Origin of the sequence: Vibrio comitans, assembly GCA_024346835.1 — a bacterium.
GTDB classification, from domain to species: Bacteria; Pseudomonadota; Gammaproteobacteria; order Enterobacterales; family Vibrionaceae; genus Vibrio; species Vibrio comitans.
In genome coordinates this window covers 753,206-768,860 of record AP024867.1, presented here as the reverse complement: position 1 = coordinate 768,860, position 15,655 = coordinate 753,206, and the positions used below count along the sequence as shown (strand labels likewise).

The 15,655-nt window shown below is 42.6% G+C and carries 17 protein-coding genes; 8 read left to right on the top strand and 9 right to left on the bottom strand.

The features are described 5' to 3' along the window. Window positions 1-367: 367 nt before the first annotated feature. The 3 genes from OCU46_RS17280 to OCU46_RS17270 all read right to left on the bottom strand — a co-directional run bounded on the left by OCU46_RS17280 (window position 368) and on the right by OCU46_RS17270 (window position 3,008). Entirely contained in the window at window positions 368-1,612 is a 1,245-nt protein-coding gene (locus OCU46_RS17280) for an NADH:flavin oxidoreductase/NADH oxidase family protein (protein ID WP_141271600.1), read from the bottom strand. Window positions 1,613-1,849: 237 nt separating this feature from the next. Beyond that, window positions 1,850-2,080: a DUF3622 domain-containing protein gene (locus OCU46_RS17275; RefSeq protein WP_141271601.1), complete on the bottom strand. Its 231-nt coding sequence runs from the start codon at window positions 2,078-2,080 to the stop codon at window positions 1,850-1,852. Between the two features lie 262 nt (window positions 2,081-2,342). Beyond that, entirely contained in the window at window positions 2,343-3,008 is a 666-nt protein-coding gene (locus tag OCU46_RS17270) for a fibrobacter succinogenes major paralogous domain-containing protein (protein ID WP_141271602.1), read from the bottom strand. Between the two features lie 344 nt (window positions 3,009-3,352). On the opposite strand from OCU46_RS17270, the gene OCU46_RS17265 reads away from it, so the two are divergent. After that, window positions 3,353-4,120, top strand: coding sequence for an RluA family pseudouridine synthase (locus tag OCU46_RS17265; protein WP_141271603.1), 768 nt, complete (start codon window positions 3,353-3,355; stop codon window positions 4,118-4,120). A gap of 21 nt (window positions 4,121-4,141) precedes the next feature. Here OCU46_RS17265 and OCU46_RS17260 read toward each other — a convergent pair whose 3' ends face one another. Together OCU46_RS17260 and OCU46_RS17255 are read right to left on the bottom strand one after the other, a co-directional pair. After that, window positions 4,142-4,636 carry a YcxB family protein gene (locus OCU46_RS17260; protein ID WP_141271604.1) on the bottom strand — a complete coding sequence of 165 codons (495 nt, stop codon included), beginning with the start codon at window positions 4,634-4,636 and terminating at the stop codon, window positions 4,142-4,144. Window positions 4,637-4,847: 211 nt separating this feature from the next. After that, window positions 4,848-5,393 (bottom strand): TetR family transcriptional regulator, encoded by a 546-nt coding sequence (locus tag OCU46_RS17255; RefSeq protein ID WP_167495393.1) that lies wholly within the window; start codon window positions 5,391-5,393, stop codon window positions 4,848-4,850. Between the two features lie 151 nt (window positions 5,394-5,544). Here OCU46_RS17255 and OCU46_RS17250 point away from each other — a divergent pair, with 151 nt between their 5' ends. The 6 genes from OCU46_RS17250 to OCU46_RS17225 all read left to right on the top strand — a co-directional run bounded on the left by OCU46_RS17250 (window position 5,545) and on the right by OCU46_RS17225 (window position 10,025). Next, window positions 5,545-6,159, top strand: coding sequence for a glutathione S-transferase family protein (locus OCU46_RS17250; protein ID WP_141271606.1), 615 nt, complete (start codon window positions 5,545-5,547; stop codon window positions 6,157-6,159). Window positions 6,160-6,229: 70 nt separating this feature from the next. After that, window positions 6,230-7,684, top strand: coding sequence for a dihydrolipoyl dehydrogenase (locus OCU46_RS17245; protein ID WP_141271607.1), 1,455 nt, complete (start codon window positions 6,230-6,232; stop codon window positions 7,682-7,684). Between the two features lie 29 nt (window positions 7,685-7,713). Next, complete coding sequence (locus OCU46_RS17240; protein ID WP_141271608.1) at window positions 7,714-8,205, top strand: carboxymuconolactone decarboxylase family protein; 492 nt, start codon at window positions 7,714-7,716, stop codon at window positions 8,203-8,205. Window positions 8,206-8,222: 17 nt separating this feature from the next. Then, window positions 8,223-9,068 carry an EamA family transporter gene (locus tag OCU46_RS17235; protein ID WP_141271609.1) on the top strand — a complete coding sequence of 282 codons (846 nt, stop codon included), beginning with the start codon at window positions 8,223-8,225 and terminating at the stop codon, window positions 9,066-9,068. Continuing rightward, entirely contained in the window at window positions 9,055-9,609 is a 555-nt protein-coding gene (locus tag OCU46_RS17230; RefSeq protein WP_141271610.1) for a rhodanese-like domain-containing protein, read from the top strand. The genes OCU46_RS17235 and OCU46_RS17230 overlap by 14 nt, the downstream gene beginning before the upstream one ends. An 80-nt stretch (window positions 9,610-9,689) precedes the next feature. Next, on the top strand, window positions 9,690-10,025 hold the full coding sequence (locus OCU46_RS17225; RefSeq protein WP_141271611.1) for a hypothetical protein: 336 nt from the start codon (window positions 9,690-9,692) through the stop codon (window positions 10,023-10,025). A 244-nt stretch (window positions 10,026-10,269) separates the two neighbouring features. Here the strand turns inward: OCU46_RS17225 and OCU46_RS17220 are convergent, their stop codons facing one another. Further along, entirely contained in the window at window positions 10,270-11,064 is a 795-nt protein-coding gene (locus tag OCU46_RS17220; RefSeq protein WP_141271612.1) for a hypothetical protein, read from the bottom strand. Window positions 11,065-11,457: 393 nt separating this feature from the next. Further along, window positions 11,458-12,234 carry a RelA/SpoT domain-containing protein gene (locus OCU46_RS17215; protein WP_141271613.1) on the bottom strand — a complete coding sequence of 259 codons (777 nt, stop codon included), beginning with the start codon at window positions 12,232-12,234 and terminating at the stop codon, window positions 11,458-11,460. Window positions 12,235-12,702: 468 nt separating this feature from the next. Here OCU46_RS17215 and OCU46_RS17210 point away from each other — a divergent pair, with 468 nt between their 5' ends. Then, window positions 12,703-13,698, top strand: coding sequence for a polysaccharide lyase family 7 protein (locus OCU46_RS17210; protein WP_167495394.1), 996 nt, complete (start codon window positions 12,703-12,705; stop codon window positions 13,696-13,698). A gap of 63 nt (window positions 13,699-13,761) precedes the next feature. Here the strand turns inward: OCU46_RS17210 and OCU46_RS17205 are convergent, their stop codons facing one another. Next, a complete protein-coding gene (locus OCU46_RS17205; RefSeq protein ID WP_141271614.1) occupies window positions 13,762-14,394 on the bottom strand; it encodes a trimeric intracellular cation channel family protein in 633 nt (210 codons plus the stop codon). Window positions 14,395-14,462: 68 nt separating this feature from the next. Beyond that, window positions 14,463-15,635, bottom strand: coding sequence for a C45 family autoproteolytic acyltransferase/hydrolase (locus OCU46_RS17200; RefSeq protein ID WP_141271615.1), 1,173 nt, complete (start codon window positions 15,633-15,635; stop codon window positions 14,463-14,465). Between the last annotated feature and the right edge of the window lie 20 nt (window positions 15,636-15,655).

The window sequence follows — 15,655 nt, the reverse complement described above, 5'->3', positions numbered from 1 at the left end:
ACTGTAGATATTTTCAATATTAGCAGTTGATTCAAAAGTTATGCTTCTCAATGAATTGCAATCATTGTCTCAGCAAGTACGAATGAGTTTATGGTGTACTGGGGCGAATAACAAATTCCTATTCATGATATCAATAATAACTGAAGAGCATATCATGCTATTCATGGCTATTATTTCTCGCATATCACAATGACCCTAACCAAGAAAGATTAGAGCACTTGGAGAGGGACAGATTAGTTACTATTACAAAGGATGGAAGTATATTGTCTAAACAGTGTACCTGAGCGGTTCATCTATCTTTGATCGACAGAGCCTAACACAGGCTCTGTCATTTAAGGCATCGCACTTACTTATCTAAATTCTGGGGTTATGCTCTACGTTTTTTGAATGTATGCCACCCTGCACTTAAGATGGTTTTAACTACAACACCAAGTGCACTTAATTTAGGGTCGGTGTTTTTACCATCAGCAATACGCCACATTTGGTGCTCATACCATACCAATCCAACCATCGCCATTTTATCGAGCGCCGGTTTGCCCGTGGTTGGGACGGTCAAAGGCATTCCATAATTAGGGTCTTCAATTAGCTTGTTAGGGAAATCGGGATCCACAGCCATAGTTCGTGCAATACCAATAAAATCCGTCGCTGATGTATTTAATGCTTCGTTCATCGCTGGAGCTGTTCTAAAGCCACCCGTCACCACCAGCGGTGTGCTTACCAACTCTCTGGCCTTAACCATATAATCCATGAAATAAGCTTCACGCTTTATTGTGCTGGCTTTCACTGGCTCACTTTTACTCTTAGATCCCATCATAGAGGGGCTTTCATAAGTACCGCCGGAGATCTCGATGAGATCAATGCCGTTTGTACTCATAGCTTGCACAACCTGCATCGACTCTTCTTCGGTAAAGCCGCCTTTCATAAAATCAGCACTATTGAGCTTAATCCCTACAGGAAAATCATCACCCACCTCTTTACGAATCGCTCGGTACACTTCCAATACAAATCGAAGTCGGTTTTCCAATGAACCACCCCATTTGTCATCTCGTTGATTGTGGCGTGATGATAGAAACTGGCTGACAAGATAGCCATGAGCACCATGGATCTGTACCCCAGTGAATCCCCCATGCTTTGCAAGCTTGGCACTAGTGGCAAACTTATTAATAATTTCGTGGATTTCTGTTTCAGTTAATGCGCGTGGCGTATTGAAGCCTTTCTCCAAGCCATGACCCAGTGAAATTGCAGAAGGTGCAACTGGCTTATCACAAAGAAACTTAGGAATTTGTTTACCTGGATGATTCAGTTGCATCCATATCTGCGAGCCATTTTGCTTTCCAGCATTTGCCCACTCAACAAATTGCGACAAGTCACTTTTCTCATCGAGAACAACATTATTTGGTTCACCAAGGGCACTTCGATCCACCATTACATTACCCGTAACAGATAAGCCAATCCCTCCTTGAGCCCAACGTTGATATAGGGTGGCGATGCCGGATATCGGGTTATGCTGCTTGTCTCCAAGCTGCTCACTCATCGCTGATTTAAACAAGCGATTCTTGATAACTTGGCCGTTGGTAAGGGTGAAAGGTTTGCTGAGATCGATTGAATTCATGCTTACTCTAACAATTAGGTAATCTGGGTATGATGCAGGCAGTATGCTTTATTTTGCGTAGAGTTCCGAGCATTTAGCGCACAAAAAGGCTTAATTTAGAAACTGTAGGACTTGTTGGAGATGCGAAGTAGAAAAGGTTTTTGGGTGCTCGTGAAAGGCAATATTCAATGTCGTGAGCAAAAGAAAAGTCAGCGAAGGTTTCGCTGACTCGACAGTTGGTGCGTTCTACAGCGGAGCTTAATCTTCTGAACGACGATCAGCCGCTTTACGTTTGTTACGCTCTACTTGGTTTTCAATGAAACCTTTTAGCTCGTTCTCGCCCCACGCTTGCGCTAGTTCTTCAGTTTCGAAGCCCATTTCTCGCTTAGACACGGTTGTTCTACGAGATGTTACTTGGCGAACAATCTCGGCACACCAGCCATTACGTTTTTCAGTAGTGCGAACCGTGAACTTTTTACTATCAGACATATGTAATTCTCTAAAAATCTTTGCATTGCTTGGGGTAAAAACACTCTCCCCCGAGCTCATTGCCAACACAAGCTAGCTTGGTTGAAAACTATAGATGACATCCATAAATAACACCACCTATTGGAAGGGCGACATTAAAGCATATAAGCGGGATTTAATGTAATTATTTATTGAGTAACCTTTTGTCAATCTTCGAGAATCACCTGTGGTGCGGGGAAAAATCTTAGCTATAAAATGATATTTCAATAGCAGCTACACAGCGCTAGATCTTCACACACCGAACCGAAAACATGTAATCCTTTGTACTAGTAGCTCTTCGGATTTCCCCTTTGTGCACATTCCACCAAGAGTAAGCTAATGTTCGGATAATCGCTTTTTTCTCTGATTCGCTGTTTGCTGTCCAGAACTCGCTATAAGCACCTTCGGTGATATACCAACCGTTCCATTTCACGCCAGCAGGTCTTGCAAAGAAGTTATGCTTGTTCACTACAGCAGGGTCGATTTTTGTGAATAGCCCCCCAGCTTGGGCTTCTTTTAGCTGCAGGCCTAGGCTCTGCTCGCCGCCGCGCCAGCCTTCTTGATTCACTTCTTCTTCAGACATGCCGATATTTCGTTCTAGCTGCTTCCAATCGGCATCAGTCGCTACACGCCATCCCACAGGGCACAAATTTCGGTCATCAGCAACATCATGCCAGTTGTACAATCGACCGTATTTCAATAAGTTTGCTTGATCGTCCTTTGGAATTACCCCTGTTCGCACATCAGAGCCATCTTGAAATTTAGTGCTTCTAAGGCTTTCGGCTAACCAAAGCTGATCTCCGATCTTAACAGTGCGATACACGTTCCCTTCCATATCCTTAACCGTATCTTCCAGTTTATATAGCTCTTGGTTAATTGGGCTTGCAGATGATGTCGCGGCAAAAACCATGCTGACTCCTATTGATAAGACTGACTTATTCACGCGGGGATACCTCTAGCGATAATATGCCCATACTTTATATATCAAAATGCTTTAAACCTAGGCGATATACTCTCTAAAACATGCCTATTTATATCAAAGTGATTGAATAATTGACTCGCTAAGCAAAACTAAAGAGCAGACATTGAAAATCAATCTAATCGCAAAGAAAGGCTACTATTTCAAAATTATCGAGACTAAGAAGTTTAGGAGGACAGATTGTATTGCAATGGGTTCGGTTTACCGACAAAGTAGAGGCAAGCTGAGACTACCTCGGCTTATACCATCCGATTACTACCGCATCAGGGCTTTAAATGTCTCAATCAGACTCTGCTACAACCAGTGACATAATAGATAACTTTGTAGCGCCAAAGTGTCTGGCGAGGCTAGAGATACTGTATCAAGATGATGATATTTTATTGATTAATAAGCCAAGCGGATTGTTGAGTTTATCAGGCAAAAACCCTCTGAATTGGGATTCCGTACACTATCGTCTAGTTAACGGTCAAGATGCAACCGAGGTGGCAGAAGCCACGCCTGCTTTTGCTGATGCCAAACTGCCACATCGGCTAGATTTGGGGACTTCTGGAGTTATGGTAGTAGGGCTTAACAGCGCAGCATCGAAGAGTCTAAATAAGCAGTTTCAAGCACGTACAGTACAAAAGCGATACCTCGCTATGTTAGCTGGCTGGGTTGAAGCTGATAGTGGCCAAATATCAGCCCCTATCGCTAAAGATAAAGCATTATTCCCTCGCGTAAAGATTTGCCACGATACGGGCAAAAGCGCGCTGAGTGGCTATCAAGTCGTAGATCGCTTGGCTAATCCTTTGAGAACCCTAGTGCAATACACTCCCGTTACAGGTCGTACCCACCAGCTACGTATCCATAGCCTTGAATTCGGCCACCCTATTTTGGGTTGTGACCTTTACAATAGTGCAGAGCTAAAAAGTAATTGTGAGCAAGAAATCAGTCTTGAAGCAGGTGAATTTGCTCAACGCTTAATGCTGCATGCCAGCGATATCTACTTCACTCACCCCACCACAGGTAAAGCTATACATGGTCATAGCCCAAACCCCTTTTAAACGGGTTTGTACCCATTAGCGCTAGTTGCTTTTTGACATTTCTTGCTTCTCAACAATGTACGCGATCGCTTCATTATTTAAGCATGATTTACTGACATATTGGCGCTGTTTGCCTAAATGAAGGACTAGTCCTAAATCGCTTTGTTCAAGCTGATCTATTTCACCCCAGGCAATGTCACGAGTATTTTTACCACTTTTGTAGCTCATACCCTTTGAGTTAACTTGAAGTGTCACTTTGCTACCAGAGCTTGTACCGAGTGTTTGGCGCCATAACCACCAAGCTCTCTTAAAATAAACACTAAGCGCTTCAATAAAACTCAAAACAACGAAGAACCAACCCACATAACCACTCGGTAGCAGTTCAAATTCTAATAAAACCACACCAAAAACAAGAAAAAACAGTGCTTTCAAATAGTCTTTAAACACATTAGGTGGACGGCTCGTTTGATCGTAACACTCAGCAAAAAAGGTCTTGTCGAGCGTATATTCGGTGGTGAAATCAAAATCTTTAGACATATGGGGCTACTTTGAAGTTTTCTGTGATTGAGCATCCCATGCTGAGATCTCGCAACCGCAGTATTGTATCGCTTCACAGCGTTTTTCTTTAGCTATTTTGGCTCTCTTTTTAAGTCGGCAACACATCGAGGAGTTACTACCCTAACCCACTTTCTATTCAAGCTAAGTAGACTGCACGTAAATATGAAAGACTAAAGACCTGTAATCAAAATTACTTGATGATCTCCAATACCATACATTTGGCTGACTGAACCATTTTAACATCTTGATAAACCAACAATTTAGACATAAGTCCTTCGTAAATAAGCTCGATATGAAATAACCGTTCAGGATCCTGGCAACCTATCATTTTCAGCCTAGACAAGAGTTCGTGTTGAACCGCCTGTTTATGCTTCTTTGCGGCAATGTGGATGTCATGTTCGAGCTCTGGGTACTCACGACACATGTTTACGAAGATACATCCATGAAATAAACCAGCGTTAATGATCTCTTCAAGCTCAGTGAAAAAGCGCAAAAACAGCTCTTTTGAGTCTGCTATATCAACTCTATCTCGCTCCCAGTTAGCTTGCACCCTATTGCTAAATCTAGTCAGAGCTTCCACTGCTAAGGCTTCTTTACTGCCAAATTGATTGTAAATCGTCTTTTTGGAAACATTGGCGTATTTTGCTATCGAGTCCACGCCCGAAGCACTCATCCCTTGTTCAGATACCAATGCAATAAAGCTATCAATCAAATGATCGCGTTTAGTTGTATTCATACTCATCTTCGTAATGTTTTCTTTTAAGCAATCATAACACGTAAATCTAAGATTACACAGATCGGTGTAAAAACACCTTGTGCGTTTAGTTGGGTACTTATAACATTCACTTACACCGACCTGTGTAAAAGTTTAATAATAAGGTTTAACAATGGATATATATAGCTTCCCATACTCACTTCCTTCTTACCGTGCTCGCTTAGCCGCTTCAATGCTCGGTTGTGAATTCAATACCGTCAATATTGATTTAATGGCAGGTGAGCAAAAGTCTGAGCATTACCTAGCAATCAACCCAATGGGAAAGATTCCGGCTCTAGTTAACACCTATAAGGGTGAAAAACTGGTTGTTTCTGATTCAATGGCAATTCTTCGTTACCTAGCTCGCACTAGTGGAGGCAGCACTTGGTACCCTGAAGAACAATTCGATGTAGCAGCAAAAATCGACGTTTACTTATCTATGGTTGCAAATGAGCTATTCGACTCTGTAGAAAAAGGCCGAATAATCAAGGCATTCAAAATGATTGATGAGGCTGAATACCCAGCATGTTCATCTCTTGCTTATGATCTTTTTACTCAAATTGATACAAATCTCGCTAGGTCAAAATTCTTGGCGGCTGATTTCATCACCCTGGCTGATATTGCTGTTATTTCTACATTGGTTTACTTCGAAGAAGCCGGCCTTTCTTTAGATAACCATCCAAATATTCAACGATGGATGACCGACATCAAAGCCACTGAAGGCTTTATTGCACCTACCTTGTTGTAAGTATTTTGGTGCTCCCTACAAAGTCATTGCGCACAAGAGAAATGGCTCCCTTCAACTTATCGGAATTATTATGAAAAAAACGCTAACCGTTGATGTCGCGATTATTGGTTCTGGAACCGCAGGTTTAAGTGCCTATCGTGCAGCAAAACTGAAAACACCTAATGTAGTGATGATAGAAGGTGGCCAATATGGCACTACATGTGCACGCGTAGGTTGCATGCCTTCAAAGCTTCTTATTGCCGCTGCTGAACGAGCGCATCAAGTGGAAACGTCAGAAAAGTTTGGTATTTCCTACAACGGTGAGCATCAAATTGATGGTCGCCAAATCATGGGCCACTTGAAAAGTGAACGAGACCGCTTTGTCGGTTTCGTTATTGAGGGTGTTAACGCGATTCCAGAGCAGGATCGTCTTGTCGGTCATGCTAGGTTTGTAGATCAACACACAATTAAGATTGATGACGATATCACTGTCAATGCTGAACGCATTGTGATCGCAACTGGCTCTCGCCCATCTTACCCACCAGCTTGGAATAAGCTTGGCTCTAAAGTTATCGTGAATGATGATGTATTTGAGTGGGATGAACTACCAAAATCAGTCGCAGTATTTGGCCCAGGCGTTATCGGCTTGGAGTTAGGTCAAGCGCTACATCGTTTGGGGGTTGACGTTCGAGTATTTGGAATGGGGGGCAAAGTAGGTCCTCTTTCAGACCCAAAAGTAACTGAATGCGCAATCGAAGTCTTCAAAAGCGAATTTTATCTTGATGTTAATGCTGACGTTAAATCAATTGAATTAAGTGAAGACGGTTCTGCCGTTGAAGTCACTCATATAAACCTAAATGGTGAAGTTGAAACTTTCACCTGTGATTACCTATTAGCTGCAACAGGTCGTCGACCAAATATCGACACTCTAGATATTCAAAATACCGATATCGCTCTTGATGAACGTGGCGTGCCAATAGCTAACCCAAGCACGATGCAAACATCGGTACCAAATATTTTTATTGCAGGTGATGCAAGTAACCAACTGCCTTTACTGCATGAAGCCGCAGACCAGGGCTTTATCGCAGGAACAAACGCAGGTAGTTTCCCTGACATCGAATCAGGACTGCGTCGCTCAGCGATAGGCGTCGTATTCTCTGATCCTCAAATAGGTACAGTTGGTCAAACACACCATCAACTAACAAATCAATATCACGGTAACTTTGCCGTTGGTGAAATGTCGTACGTGAGTCAAGGGCGCTCGCGAGTCATGCAGCAAAATAAAGGTTTGATGCGTGTTTACGGTGAATTTGGGTCGAACAAATTTCTTGGCGCAGAGTTTTTTGGCCCTGCTTCTGAACATATTGCTCACTTGCTCGCTTGGGCACACCAACAAAACATGACGGTTCCTGAAATGCTCGATATGCCTTTTTATCACCCAGTGATTGAAGAGGGGCTGAGAACAGCTTTAAGAGATCTAAACGAGACCCTCAGATCGTGTAACTGTCCAAAAGAAGACTGCAGTAACTGTACTCCAGGCTGCTAATTAATTTTAAATCTTTACGAGGTAATATTATGTCCAACGTTAATGAATCAAGAGCAGATCAAGTTGCTCTACTAAAAAATCTATTAAAAACAAATAACCGCGCTGTTTCTTATGCAGCATGGGCGGCCGCTTTTACAACAGGCAGCACTTACGTTCGCGATCTTGTTGCAAATGAAATCGATGCTCTTTCTGAACTAGAAAAACGAGATGTAGAGTTCGCTGTTGCGCGCATGGGTGTCACAAACCCTTACTTTGTTGCACGTCAATTTGTATCTGTCGGCGCAGGAGGTTCCTTGGAGGCACTTAACTTCCGTGGCTTCCCTCAACTCGATGTCCAAGATGATGCTGCTTATCATCACGCGTGCGTTGCAGTATCTCTAATTAACGGCGGTTACGTTTGTCTTCGTTCACACGTCACTCAGTTACAAGCAGCAGGCGTTTCTGATCAGGATATCGATGTCACTATGCGTATCGCGGCAGCGTGTCACTCCCTAAAAATCTTAGGTACTCTGCCAGAGTAACCCTTGGGAAATACACTATGTATGCATTCTTAGGAGCACTCGCATTTGTAGTATGGGGATTAGTCCCCATCTACTTCCATGAGTTAGGCCCTCACGAACCACTATTGATTCTCGCTCATCGTATCTTTTGGTCAGCACTTATCTTAATTATTATTGGATGTGTTAAGACAAACTGGATGCCGACTAAAAAAGAGCTGACTCGAAAAAATGTTGGATTGACCGCTTTATCCGGTTTTTTCATGAATATATCTTGGTGCGGCTTTGTTTACGCTAGTATCAGCGATAATCTGATGGCAGCGTCATTGGCCTTTTACATTACCCCTATTTTTGTATTCGCGATTGGATATGTGTGTTTTAAGGAAAAGGTCAAACTAAACCAAGTGTTCTCGTTGGTGCTTATGGTTTCAGCTGTAGCTATCTACGCCTTCTCTGACGGTCATTTCCCTATTCTAAGTCTATTTATAGCTTCATCTTTTGCTGTCTATATAGCACTAAAGAAAATGATGAATATAGGGACTTTCAGTAATTTGTTACTGGAGCATGTTTTGTATATGCCTGTTGCGTTAATTTATATCGCTATGCATTCCCAAAACCTAGGGTTTAATGCTGATTTATTATCGCTAGTCGGTACGGCACCACTGCAGCTGATTCCAGTGTTGCTAGTGACAATTTCTTTACTGAAAACGTCACTCAACAAGATGAGTCTGCTTCAATATATTGAGCCAACGCTTCATTTCTTATTAGCTATATGGTTCTTTCATGACCCTGTTTCTAACGGACAGAAGTACGCTTTGATCATCATCTTTGTCTCAATCTTAATGTCATCGTTTAAAAGGAGTTCTTTTAATCATGCTCACCATTGATACACGAAATACTGAGCATTTCATTCAAGCTCATATTCCCGGCAGTGTTTTTGTCGGCTACTCAGAAGGCAACTTTGAATACTGGTTCAAACAGGTTGTTCCTGACCCAAGTACCCGATTCCGTCTAGTTACTGAATTGAGCCAACTCAGTGAAATCTGCCATAAGTTGAAAGAGATGAACTATGAAAGATTTACTGTGGTTAATGACCCAAGCTTGTTCACGCAGCGCACGCCCAACATTACGTCTACTGATTTACAGAAACAGCTACAACAGTGTCGAATCTTAGACGTACGTGAAAGGTCTGAGACACAGAAAATCAAATTGAAAAGTTCTGAAAATATGCCTCTGTCAGATATCTTAAACGGCAAAAATCCAAAGGCAGATCTTGAATACTATGTGCATTGTGCGGGTGGGTATCGTTCTTTGGTTGCCATATCTTGGATAAACCGAAGCAAAGCTTACAACCTCATCAATATACAAGGCGGTTTGGAAGCTCTAAGAGCAACATTAGAAGATGAGCTTTTTGTAATCCCTGAATAGGAAAATGGTAGTACGAGACCTAATACACAAGGTTCTAACTTTTCCTAAGTCGTTATTAATCATATTGAGGAAGAAATACTGTGCCAAATACATCAGCAGAACGCGCCATAGAACTAGGAGCGCCATCATTAAGCCACATCGCTACACGGTGGGGATGTACGACTCAAGATCTTGAATATTTGTTTAAGGTGTATCCAGAGCGATTTGAGATGCTAGTTTCTGGCGTTCTAACTTACGATGAATTAGATGCAAAGAAAGCAAGTCACAAGCAAGCTCATGACCTCGAGTTTGAAGTAAAAAGCTTATTGTTTGAAATCATAGAAAGTGCCCGTCTCGACTCGATGTGCGAGGCTAGAAATCTATCGGAAATTGCGTCTGCTCGGGTAGAAGAGCTTTCTAGAATAGCCAAGAGTTAAAAGGGCACTAACATTGAATAAGCTAATTGCTAGCCTATCAAAAGTAATCGATGAGTTGATGAAAAGTGGCTCGCTCTACTTGAGATACTGAGCCACTTCGGTCAAGAAATGATAAAGGTGCTTCACTGAGCCTATCTGTTTCGCAATCCTAGTCGTGGACAAACCGAAGAATTTGACAGGACTAACTTAAAAGGCCCCATCATTAACCAGATCCAAAGCTTGATTTTCCATATCTTCAATAAAGTTAATCAGAGAAAGTGTGGCTGTATGCAAGGATGATTTTCTGCTCAGCGCCGTAATCGTTGTCGGTAGCAATACCTAACAAGTTGATGGAGTCTTTCTTGGTAAACTTGTATCCAACACCTGCTCCAAGCCAATAGCCGAAATAGTCATCCGAGCCCACGGAAGCCCCGGCAAAGGTAATAACCGTAAATTCTTCTGAAAGAGGTTTTAAAGAGAAGTAGCCAAGGTAACCACCCGTGCTATCACTTGGGTGCAGTACGTATGGGTTCGATGGGTCGAAATTTGGCTCTCCCTCGTTAAGTGGTCTTTCACCATCGGTGTAATTAAAGCCCGCCATTGGGAATATTTGCCAGCCAGCAGGCTCTATACCAAACACAGAGAGGGGAACAAAGGTTCCGATACTGTAGTTGTTGAAGTTAGAACCGTCCTCATACTCGCTCTTGCCGAAGTTGAAATTGACAATACCGAAGTCGAACAGCCATGAACCACCTAGAGTCCACTCCTCACTATCAGGGTGATATCTGAGATTAATTTTCTGTGCTTCACTAAGGCCGATAGAGCCGGATATCGAGTAACCAAACTTATCAGATTCAAAGTTGTAGTCTCCTGCAACACCTAGCTTTGTAACCACGCGAGTTGGGTCATCAACATGCTTATTTTCGTTGTCGTAAATATCCTTTTTAGACTCTGAACGATTAATAGTACCGTCTTCAGACGAGCTAGAGGTATCTGCGAGCGCACTTGTGGTATTTAAACCAGCAAAGAGAATAAGAAAGCTCGTCGATAATTTACGCATTAATAGGCTCCTGTGAAGACTCACATGCTTGTAGAAAATAGAGGGAAGAAGCCTACGAAAATTAGGCTATAGACAAAAACAATTCAGAAAATTGATCAGATATAGTGTACGGCATGAAATCCTAAGAAACTAATTCTTTGTATTTATATATGATATTCACTAGAGCTATGTTGTTCTATGGAAGAAACTGTGGGTTCAGGCTTAGATAGGTACAAATAAATTGTTATAGCCCTACACAAACGCTCGTCTCCAAAGCATTTTATCAGAGGTATCTTCTACGACTATGCTACATAGGCACACTAAGTGGTAGCTTGTAGCGGTACTGGTTTTAAAGTGATGGCGATAGTTCAATACGACTAAAACACCACCACTGCATGTTGCTAAGTGAGATCTCTAAGCTGCTTCAATATTGGTAGTAACATACGGCAGCCATGCGTTTTGGTACAACTCCTTTGACTGAAAACGATAGCGCTTGATCTGAGAACGTTCGATATCGGAAAAATCACGCTGTTCCATTGCAGCCAAGCGCTCTATTTTCTGCACTTGTTCATAGATACTGTGTTCATAACCGTTTTTCACATCAGCAATGTCTTTAAGGTGAAGCTGAACTTCGGCAATCATGTTGGTTTTTGGCAGTTGCACCAAGACATTTAAGTCGCGATAACCTGACTCGGTAGGCTTTTTAAAGCGGTTCTTCACTTTTACAATCGTCGCTTCACGCTCAAGTACTTCATAGGCATTCATTAAGCTAGAGATATCATTCGCCACTATGGTTGCGCGAGCCAGATCTGTGATTCGTTCAGCTTTGCCACCCAGCTCGTACTGCACTTTCTCCTGTGCACGTTGTTGTGATTTAACACCTGCGAAGTAGGCTTCTGATGAGGTCAATAATGCTGTGCTTTTACACAAGGTTTCTAGCTCTGATTGAGCTTGATGTGCCTTACTGAACAGAACGTCAAAATCGGAATAAGGTTGAAGTGGAGAAACGTCGTGATTTGGGATGCCGTAAAGCCCACTCAAGCTATGTTTGAATTTAGCTGAGCACACTTGGCCTTGATTGTTGTTCGATCTAGAGTTGTCGTTGTTTGGTGCTACTGGAACTGCGGCAAACGCAGGAACACGGGTCAGCACTAACAGAGATAGTACTGCGGCACGCAAGAATAAGCTCATTGGCTCTCCTATTTTGTTTCGACTCAAAAACGGTATCGTAAAAAGACTGAGTAAATACAAAAAAGGTTCTGATTACGATATGGGGATAAGACCGAGAGATCCAACCTCTTTACATTTCTTTTCGTGTCTAAATGTGAATGAAATCACACCATATTTCGCAAACTGTTGTTTAGATTAATAAATCTATGAGCATCGCCTTTTTGGCAAGACTAAAACGAAAATTCACCTATCTAGTATTAGCCCATTCAATCTGTTTGTTTCTTTATAGGAACTTCCCTTCTGCCCAATGCCCACTTGTCTCACCCCTTTAGATTAGGCTCATTCGCTAAACAAATGATTGTTATACATTAATACTATTTCCAAACTGCATTCTGCCTGTTTATCTTATTTTTAGTGCAACGGATTTCGCAGAAACCAAGCGCACTAAAACAAGAACTGACATCCCTAATACTATAAAAAAGAATAGCTATGAAACTAAAAACAAAAACTCTGTTAACTGCAATTTTGGCAGCCACTGTATCCTCCCACGCATTTGCACAGTTAGACCCAAACAAAGCGCCTTCAGAGAACTTCGATTTGAGTCAATGGAAACTCAATGTACCGATTGAAGACACCAAGCCTGAGCGCAAAGGCCAAGTAATGGAAGTCTCTGTAGCCGAGTTAAATGAAGGCTATGTTCATCCAGAATGGTTCTACACTGACTCACGCACTGGCGCCTTGGTTTTTGTCGCACCGAATAAAGCAATGACAACACCAAATTCCAGCAATGCGCGTTCAGAGTTGCACGCTATGCTGGCTGATAACCCTGAAGTAGGTACTTACGACCCTGCAAATAACTTTGCAGTGGCATCGAACAAAAATACTGAAGCCTACGCCTCTGTTGGCGGTAAGTTGAGCGCTGAGGTTTCAGTTGATCATGTGAGTGTCAGTGGCGATCACAGACACAACGATTCTTTCTCAGTAGTTATCGGGCAAATCCATGCTCGCCACAACGAACCACTAAAAATCTTCTACCGCAAACTTCCGGATCATGAGTATGGCTCTGTTTACTGGAACTACGAGAACAATGCATTGGGCGATGATTACCATAAGCGCTTAGACATTTCTCATGACGTGTTCGGTAAAGCAAAGCAGCGCTTCGGCCACGAAGACCCGCAAGATGGTGTGAAACTAGGTGAAAAGATCTCTTATGAGGTGAATGTTGAGGGCGACATTATGCACCTTGAATTCATCAAAGACGCCGATAGCGATAATCCCGTGAAGAAGACGTTCGCAATCAATATCGCAGAGGGCAACTATCTTGGTAACAAATACGATGCTGGCTATGCGCAATCACTATTCTTCTACAAAGCAGGCGCATACAATCAATGTAGCACTGGCTCTGTAGGTTGTACTAACAACGGTATGGAAGCAGGTGACTACACTAAAGTGAGCTTCTATCATCTAGAATTAGACCACGGTTAAGCTTCTTCTATTCAACTAGAAGTCACAAGGGATCTCAACTGAGATCCCTTGTTATTTAATAGATTAAAGTGATGCCCATTTTGGCACCTGTACTTTCTTTCTTATCGCTAGATAACGAATATACAAAACCAACGCAATGGCTATTACTGCGCTAATATCAGAAAGTTGTGGCACATAAACTAGCGTGGCCGAATATAATATACAGCCAATCGTCACCGGGATTGCATACAGTTCTTTTGAGAGCAGTAGTGTTGGTCGTTGGATTAATACATCCCTTATCACACCTCCGCCTACAGCTGTAATTACACCTAGTATAATCGGCCCAATCGGTAAGCCAAATCCCAAGCTCCATGCCTTTTGTGTACCTTGAATTGAAAACATCGCAATGGCGACAGCATCCACATACAGATTGATCGTGTTAACCCAATGCTTTTTCAAAAATGATACGCAAACGAACCCAAAAATACTGCTGGCGATCGCTATCCAAATATAAGACAGCTCTTCTGACCAAAATACCGGAACGCCCAATAACACATCTCGGGTTGTCCCCCCTCCCACTGCGGTAACTATACCAAGGACCACAACAGTTAGAATATCGCTGTGCTTTTCACTAGCCGCCAACACGGCGGAAAAAGCAAAAGCGACCGTACCCAATATCGATATGATACTAATGAGCTCTGAAGTTGTTGCAAACATAACTAGACCTTTCAGAGTCGAGCTTTACATCACGGCAAAGCTCTTCTCGTCTATTACAGGAGTAAAGCTTATTTATTGGTAAACAACGCGTTTACATCGATATGCGCCCAATTTGAATCATCACCTAAGGCGGGCAGCTTCACCCACATTTGTAGCTCGTTGAGGTCTGCTACAACTTGATAATTGGTAAGATCGACGTCCTGGTTTGTTGGTTTGGTCACGCCGCCATTTTCTTTGAAACTGCCGTCTGCATTGTACAGTGGTAAATCAAAAATATTGCGCATTGCGCTAGCATCAATATGACCTGATAACTCATCATGGCGAGCATTAAGGTTTTCCAATCGCTTCAAGGAATAGCTTTGCGTTTCACGGATACCCAAACCCCAATCTGGATTCAAAAAGGTATTAACCGTTGCAAACGAGCTTGAGCCTTTATCACTTACACGCTGTCTATTTTCTTGAATGGTATTTTCAAAAGCGCACGCTTTTCCACTTTTGTCTGCTAGCATCCAAATTGCTGCAATATCAGTACGAGAGGCTTGGAAACGAGCGCTCAGTGCGTCAATTGAATCTGATTCTGCCATGTAATCGACAACCGAATTTAGGAATGATGGTTTTTCTACAGAAACGATGTTGCCTCCCATTGAAGTACCATCATGCAGGTCAGTGTACACGCCTTTATCGTTAAAGCCTGTCACCATCCATTGCCACCCCGGCCAACTCACATTCACTAAAGCATTTGAGCCATCAGTAGGGTTATATACCGTCGCATAGATTGGGAAATCCAAGAAGATTTCGCTCCAGTCCATATTACGACCAATAACAGAGTGACCTTCGATCGTGCTTTCGCCCCATGATGCTAGAGAAGAACAACCCGAGAAAGAGTGTAGCTTGCCAAGGTAAATAGCCATTGGCCCGCTTTGGTCCAACACAATCACCTTTTCTACAGGCCAACCTAGACCGTCAGCGACACCTTGGAAGTATTTCTTGCGACGAAGAGAAAGCGCAGCAAATACTCGAGCTCCAAATAGCTCAAATGCCTCTGCTTGGCTAATCAGCCCTTTATCAAATTCTGGCTGAACAATAACGTCATACATGGCTTGCATGTGGTCTTTGGTAAGGTTGCCATATTGCAGCCCCATTTCGTACCAGCTGCCATTAAGTTGCAACACGTACAGCATCTCTTGCTCAGTTGTAAACATGGTGCCGTTTTGGAATGTATCCTTAGTGGTGATATTCATAGTAACCTCTGCGTAATAAA

Bases quoted from the DNA above. Each gene is read 5' to 3' on its own strand.
- OCU46_RS17245 (WP_141271607.1), top strand. From the start codon at position 6,230: ATGAAAAAAACGCTAACCGTTGATGTCGCGATTATTGGTTCTGGAACC.
- OCU46_RS17265 (WP_141271603.1), top strand. From the start codon at position 3,353: ATGTCTCAATCAGACTCTGCTACAACCAGTGACATAATAGATAACTTT.
- OCU46_RS17235 (WP_141271609.1), top strand. From the start codon at position 8,223: ATGTATGCATTCTTAGGAGCACTCGCATTTGTAGTATGGGGATTAGTC.
- OCU46_RS17200 (WP_141271615.1), bottom strand. From the start codon at position 15,635: ATGAATATCACCACTAAGGATACATTCCAAAACGGCACCATGTTTACA.
- OCU46_RS17215 (WP_141271613.1), bottom strand. From the start codon at position 12,234: ATGAGCTTATTCTTGCGTGCCGCAGTACTATCTCTGTTAGTGCTGACC.
- OCU46_RS17240 (WP_141271608.1), top strand. From the start codon at position 7,714: ATGTCCAACGTTAATGAATCAAGAGCAGATCAAGTTGCTCTACTAAAA.
- OCU46_RS17270 (WP_141271602.1), bottom strand. From the start codon at position 3,008: ATGGTTTTTGCCGCGACATCATCTGCAAGCCCAATTAACCAAGAGCTA.
- OCU46_RS17220 (WP_141271612.1), bottom strand. From the start codon at position 11,064: ATGCGTAAATTATCGACGAGCTTTCTTATTCTCTTTGCTGGTTTAAAT.
- OCU46_RS17280 (WP_141271600.1), bottom strand. From the start codon at position 1,612: ATGAATTCAATCGATCTCAGCAAACCTTTCACCCTTACCAACGGCCAA.
- OCU46_RS17275 (WP_141271601.1), bottom strand. From the start codon at position 2,080: ATGTCTGATAGTAAAAAGTTCACGGTTCGCACTACTGAAAAACGTAAT.
- OCU46_RS17205 (WP_141271614.1), bottom strand. From the start codon at position 14,394: ATGTTTGCAACAACTTCAGAGCTCATTAGTATCATATCGATATTGGGT.
- OCU46_RS17230 (WP_141271610.1), top strand. From the start codon at position 9,055: ATGCTCACCATTGATACACGAAATACTGAGCATTTCATTCAAGCTCAT.
- OCU46_RS17250 (WP_141271606.1), top strand. From the start codon at position 5,545: ATGGATATATATAGCTTCCCATACTCACTTCCTTCTTACCGTGCTCGC.
- OCU46_RS17210 (WP_167495394.1), top strand. From the start codon at position 12,703: ATGAAACTAAAAACAAAAACTCTGTTAACTGCAATTTTGGCAGCCACT.
- OCU46_RS17255 (WP_167495393.1), bottom strand. From the start codon at position 5,393: ATGAATACAACTAAACGCGATCATTTGATTGATAGCTTTATTGCATTG.
- OCU46_RS17260 (WP_141271604.1), bottom strand. From the start codon at position 4,636: ATGTCTAAAGATTTTGATTTCACCACCGAATATACGCTCGACAAGACC.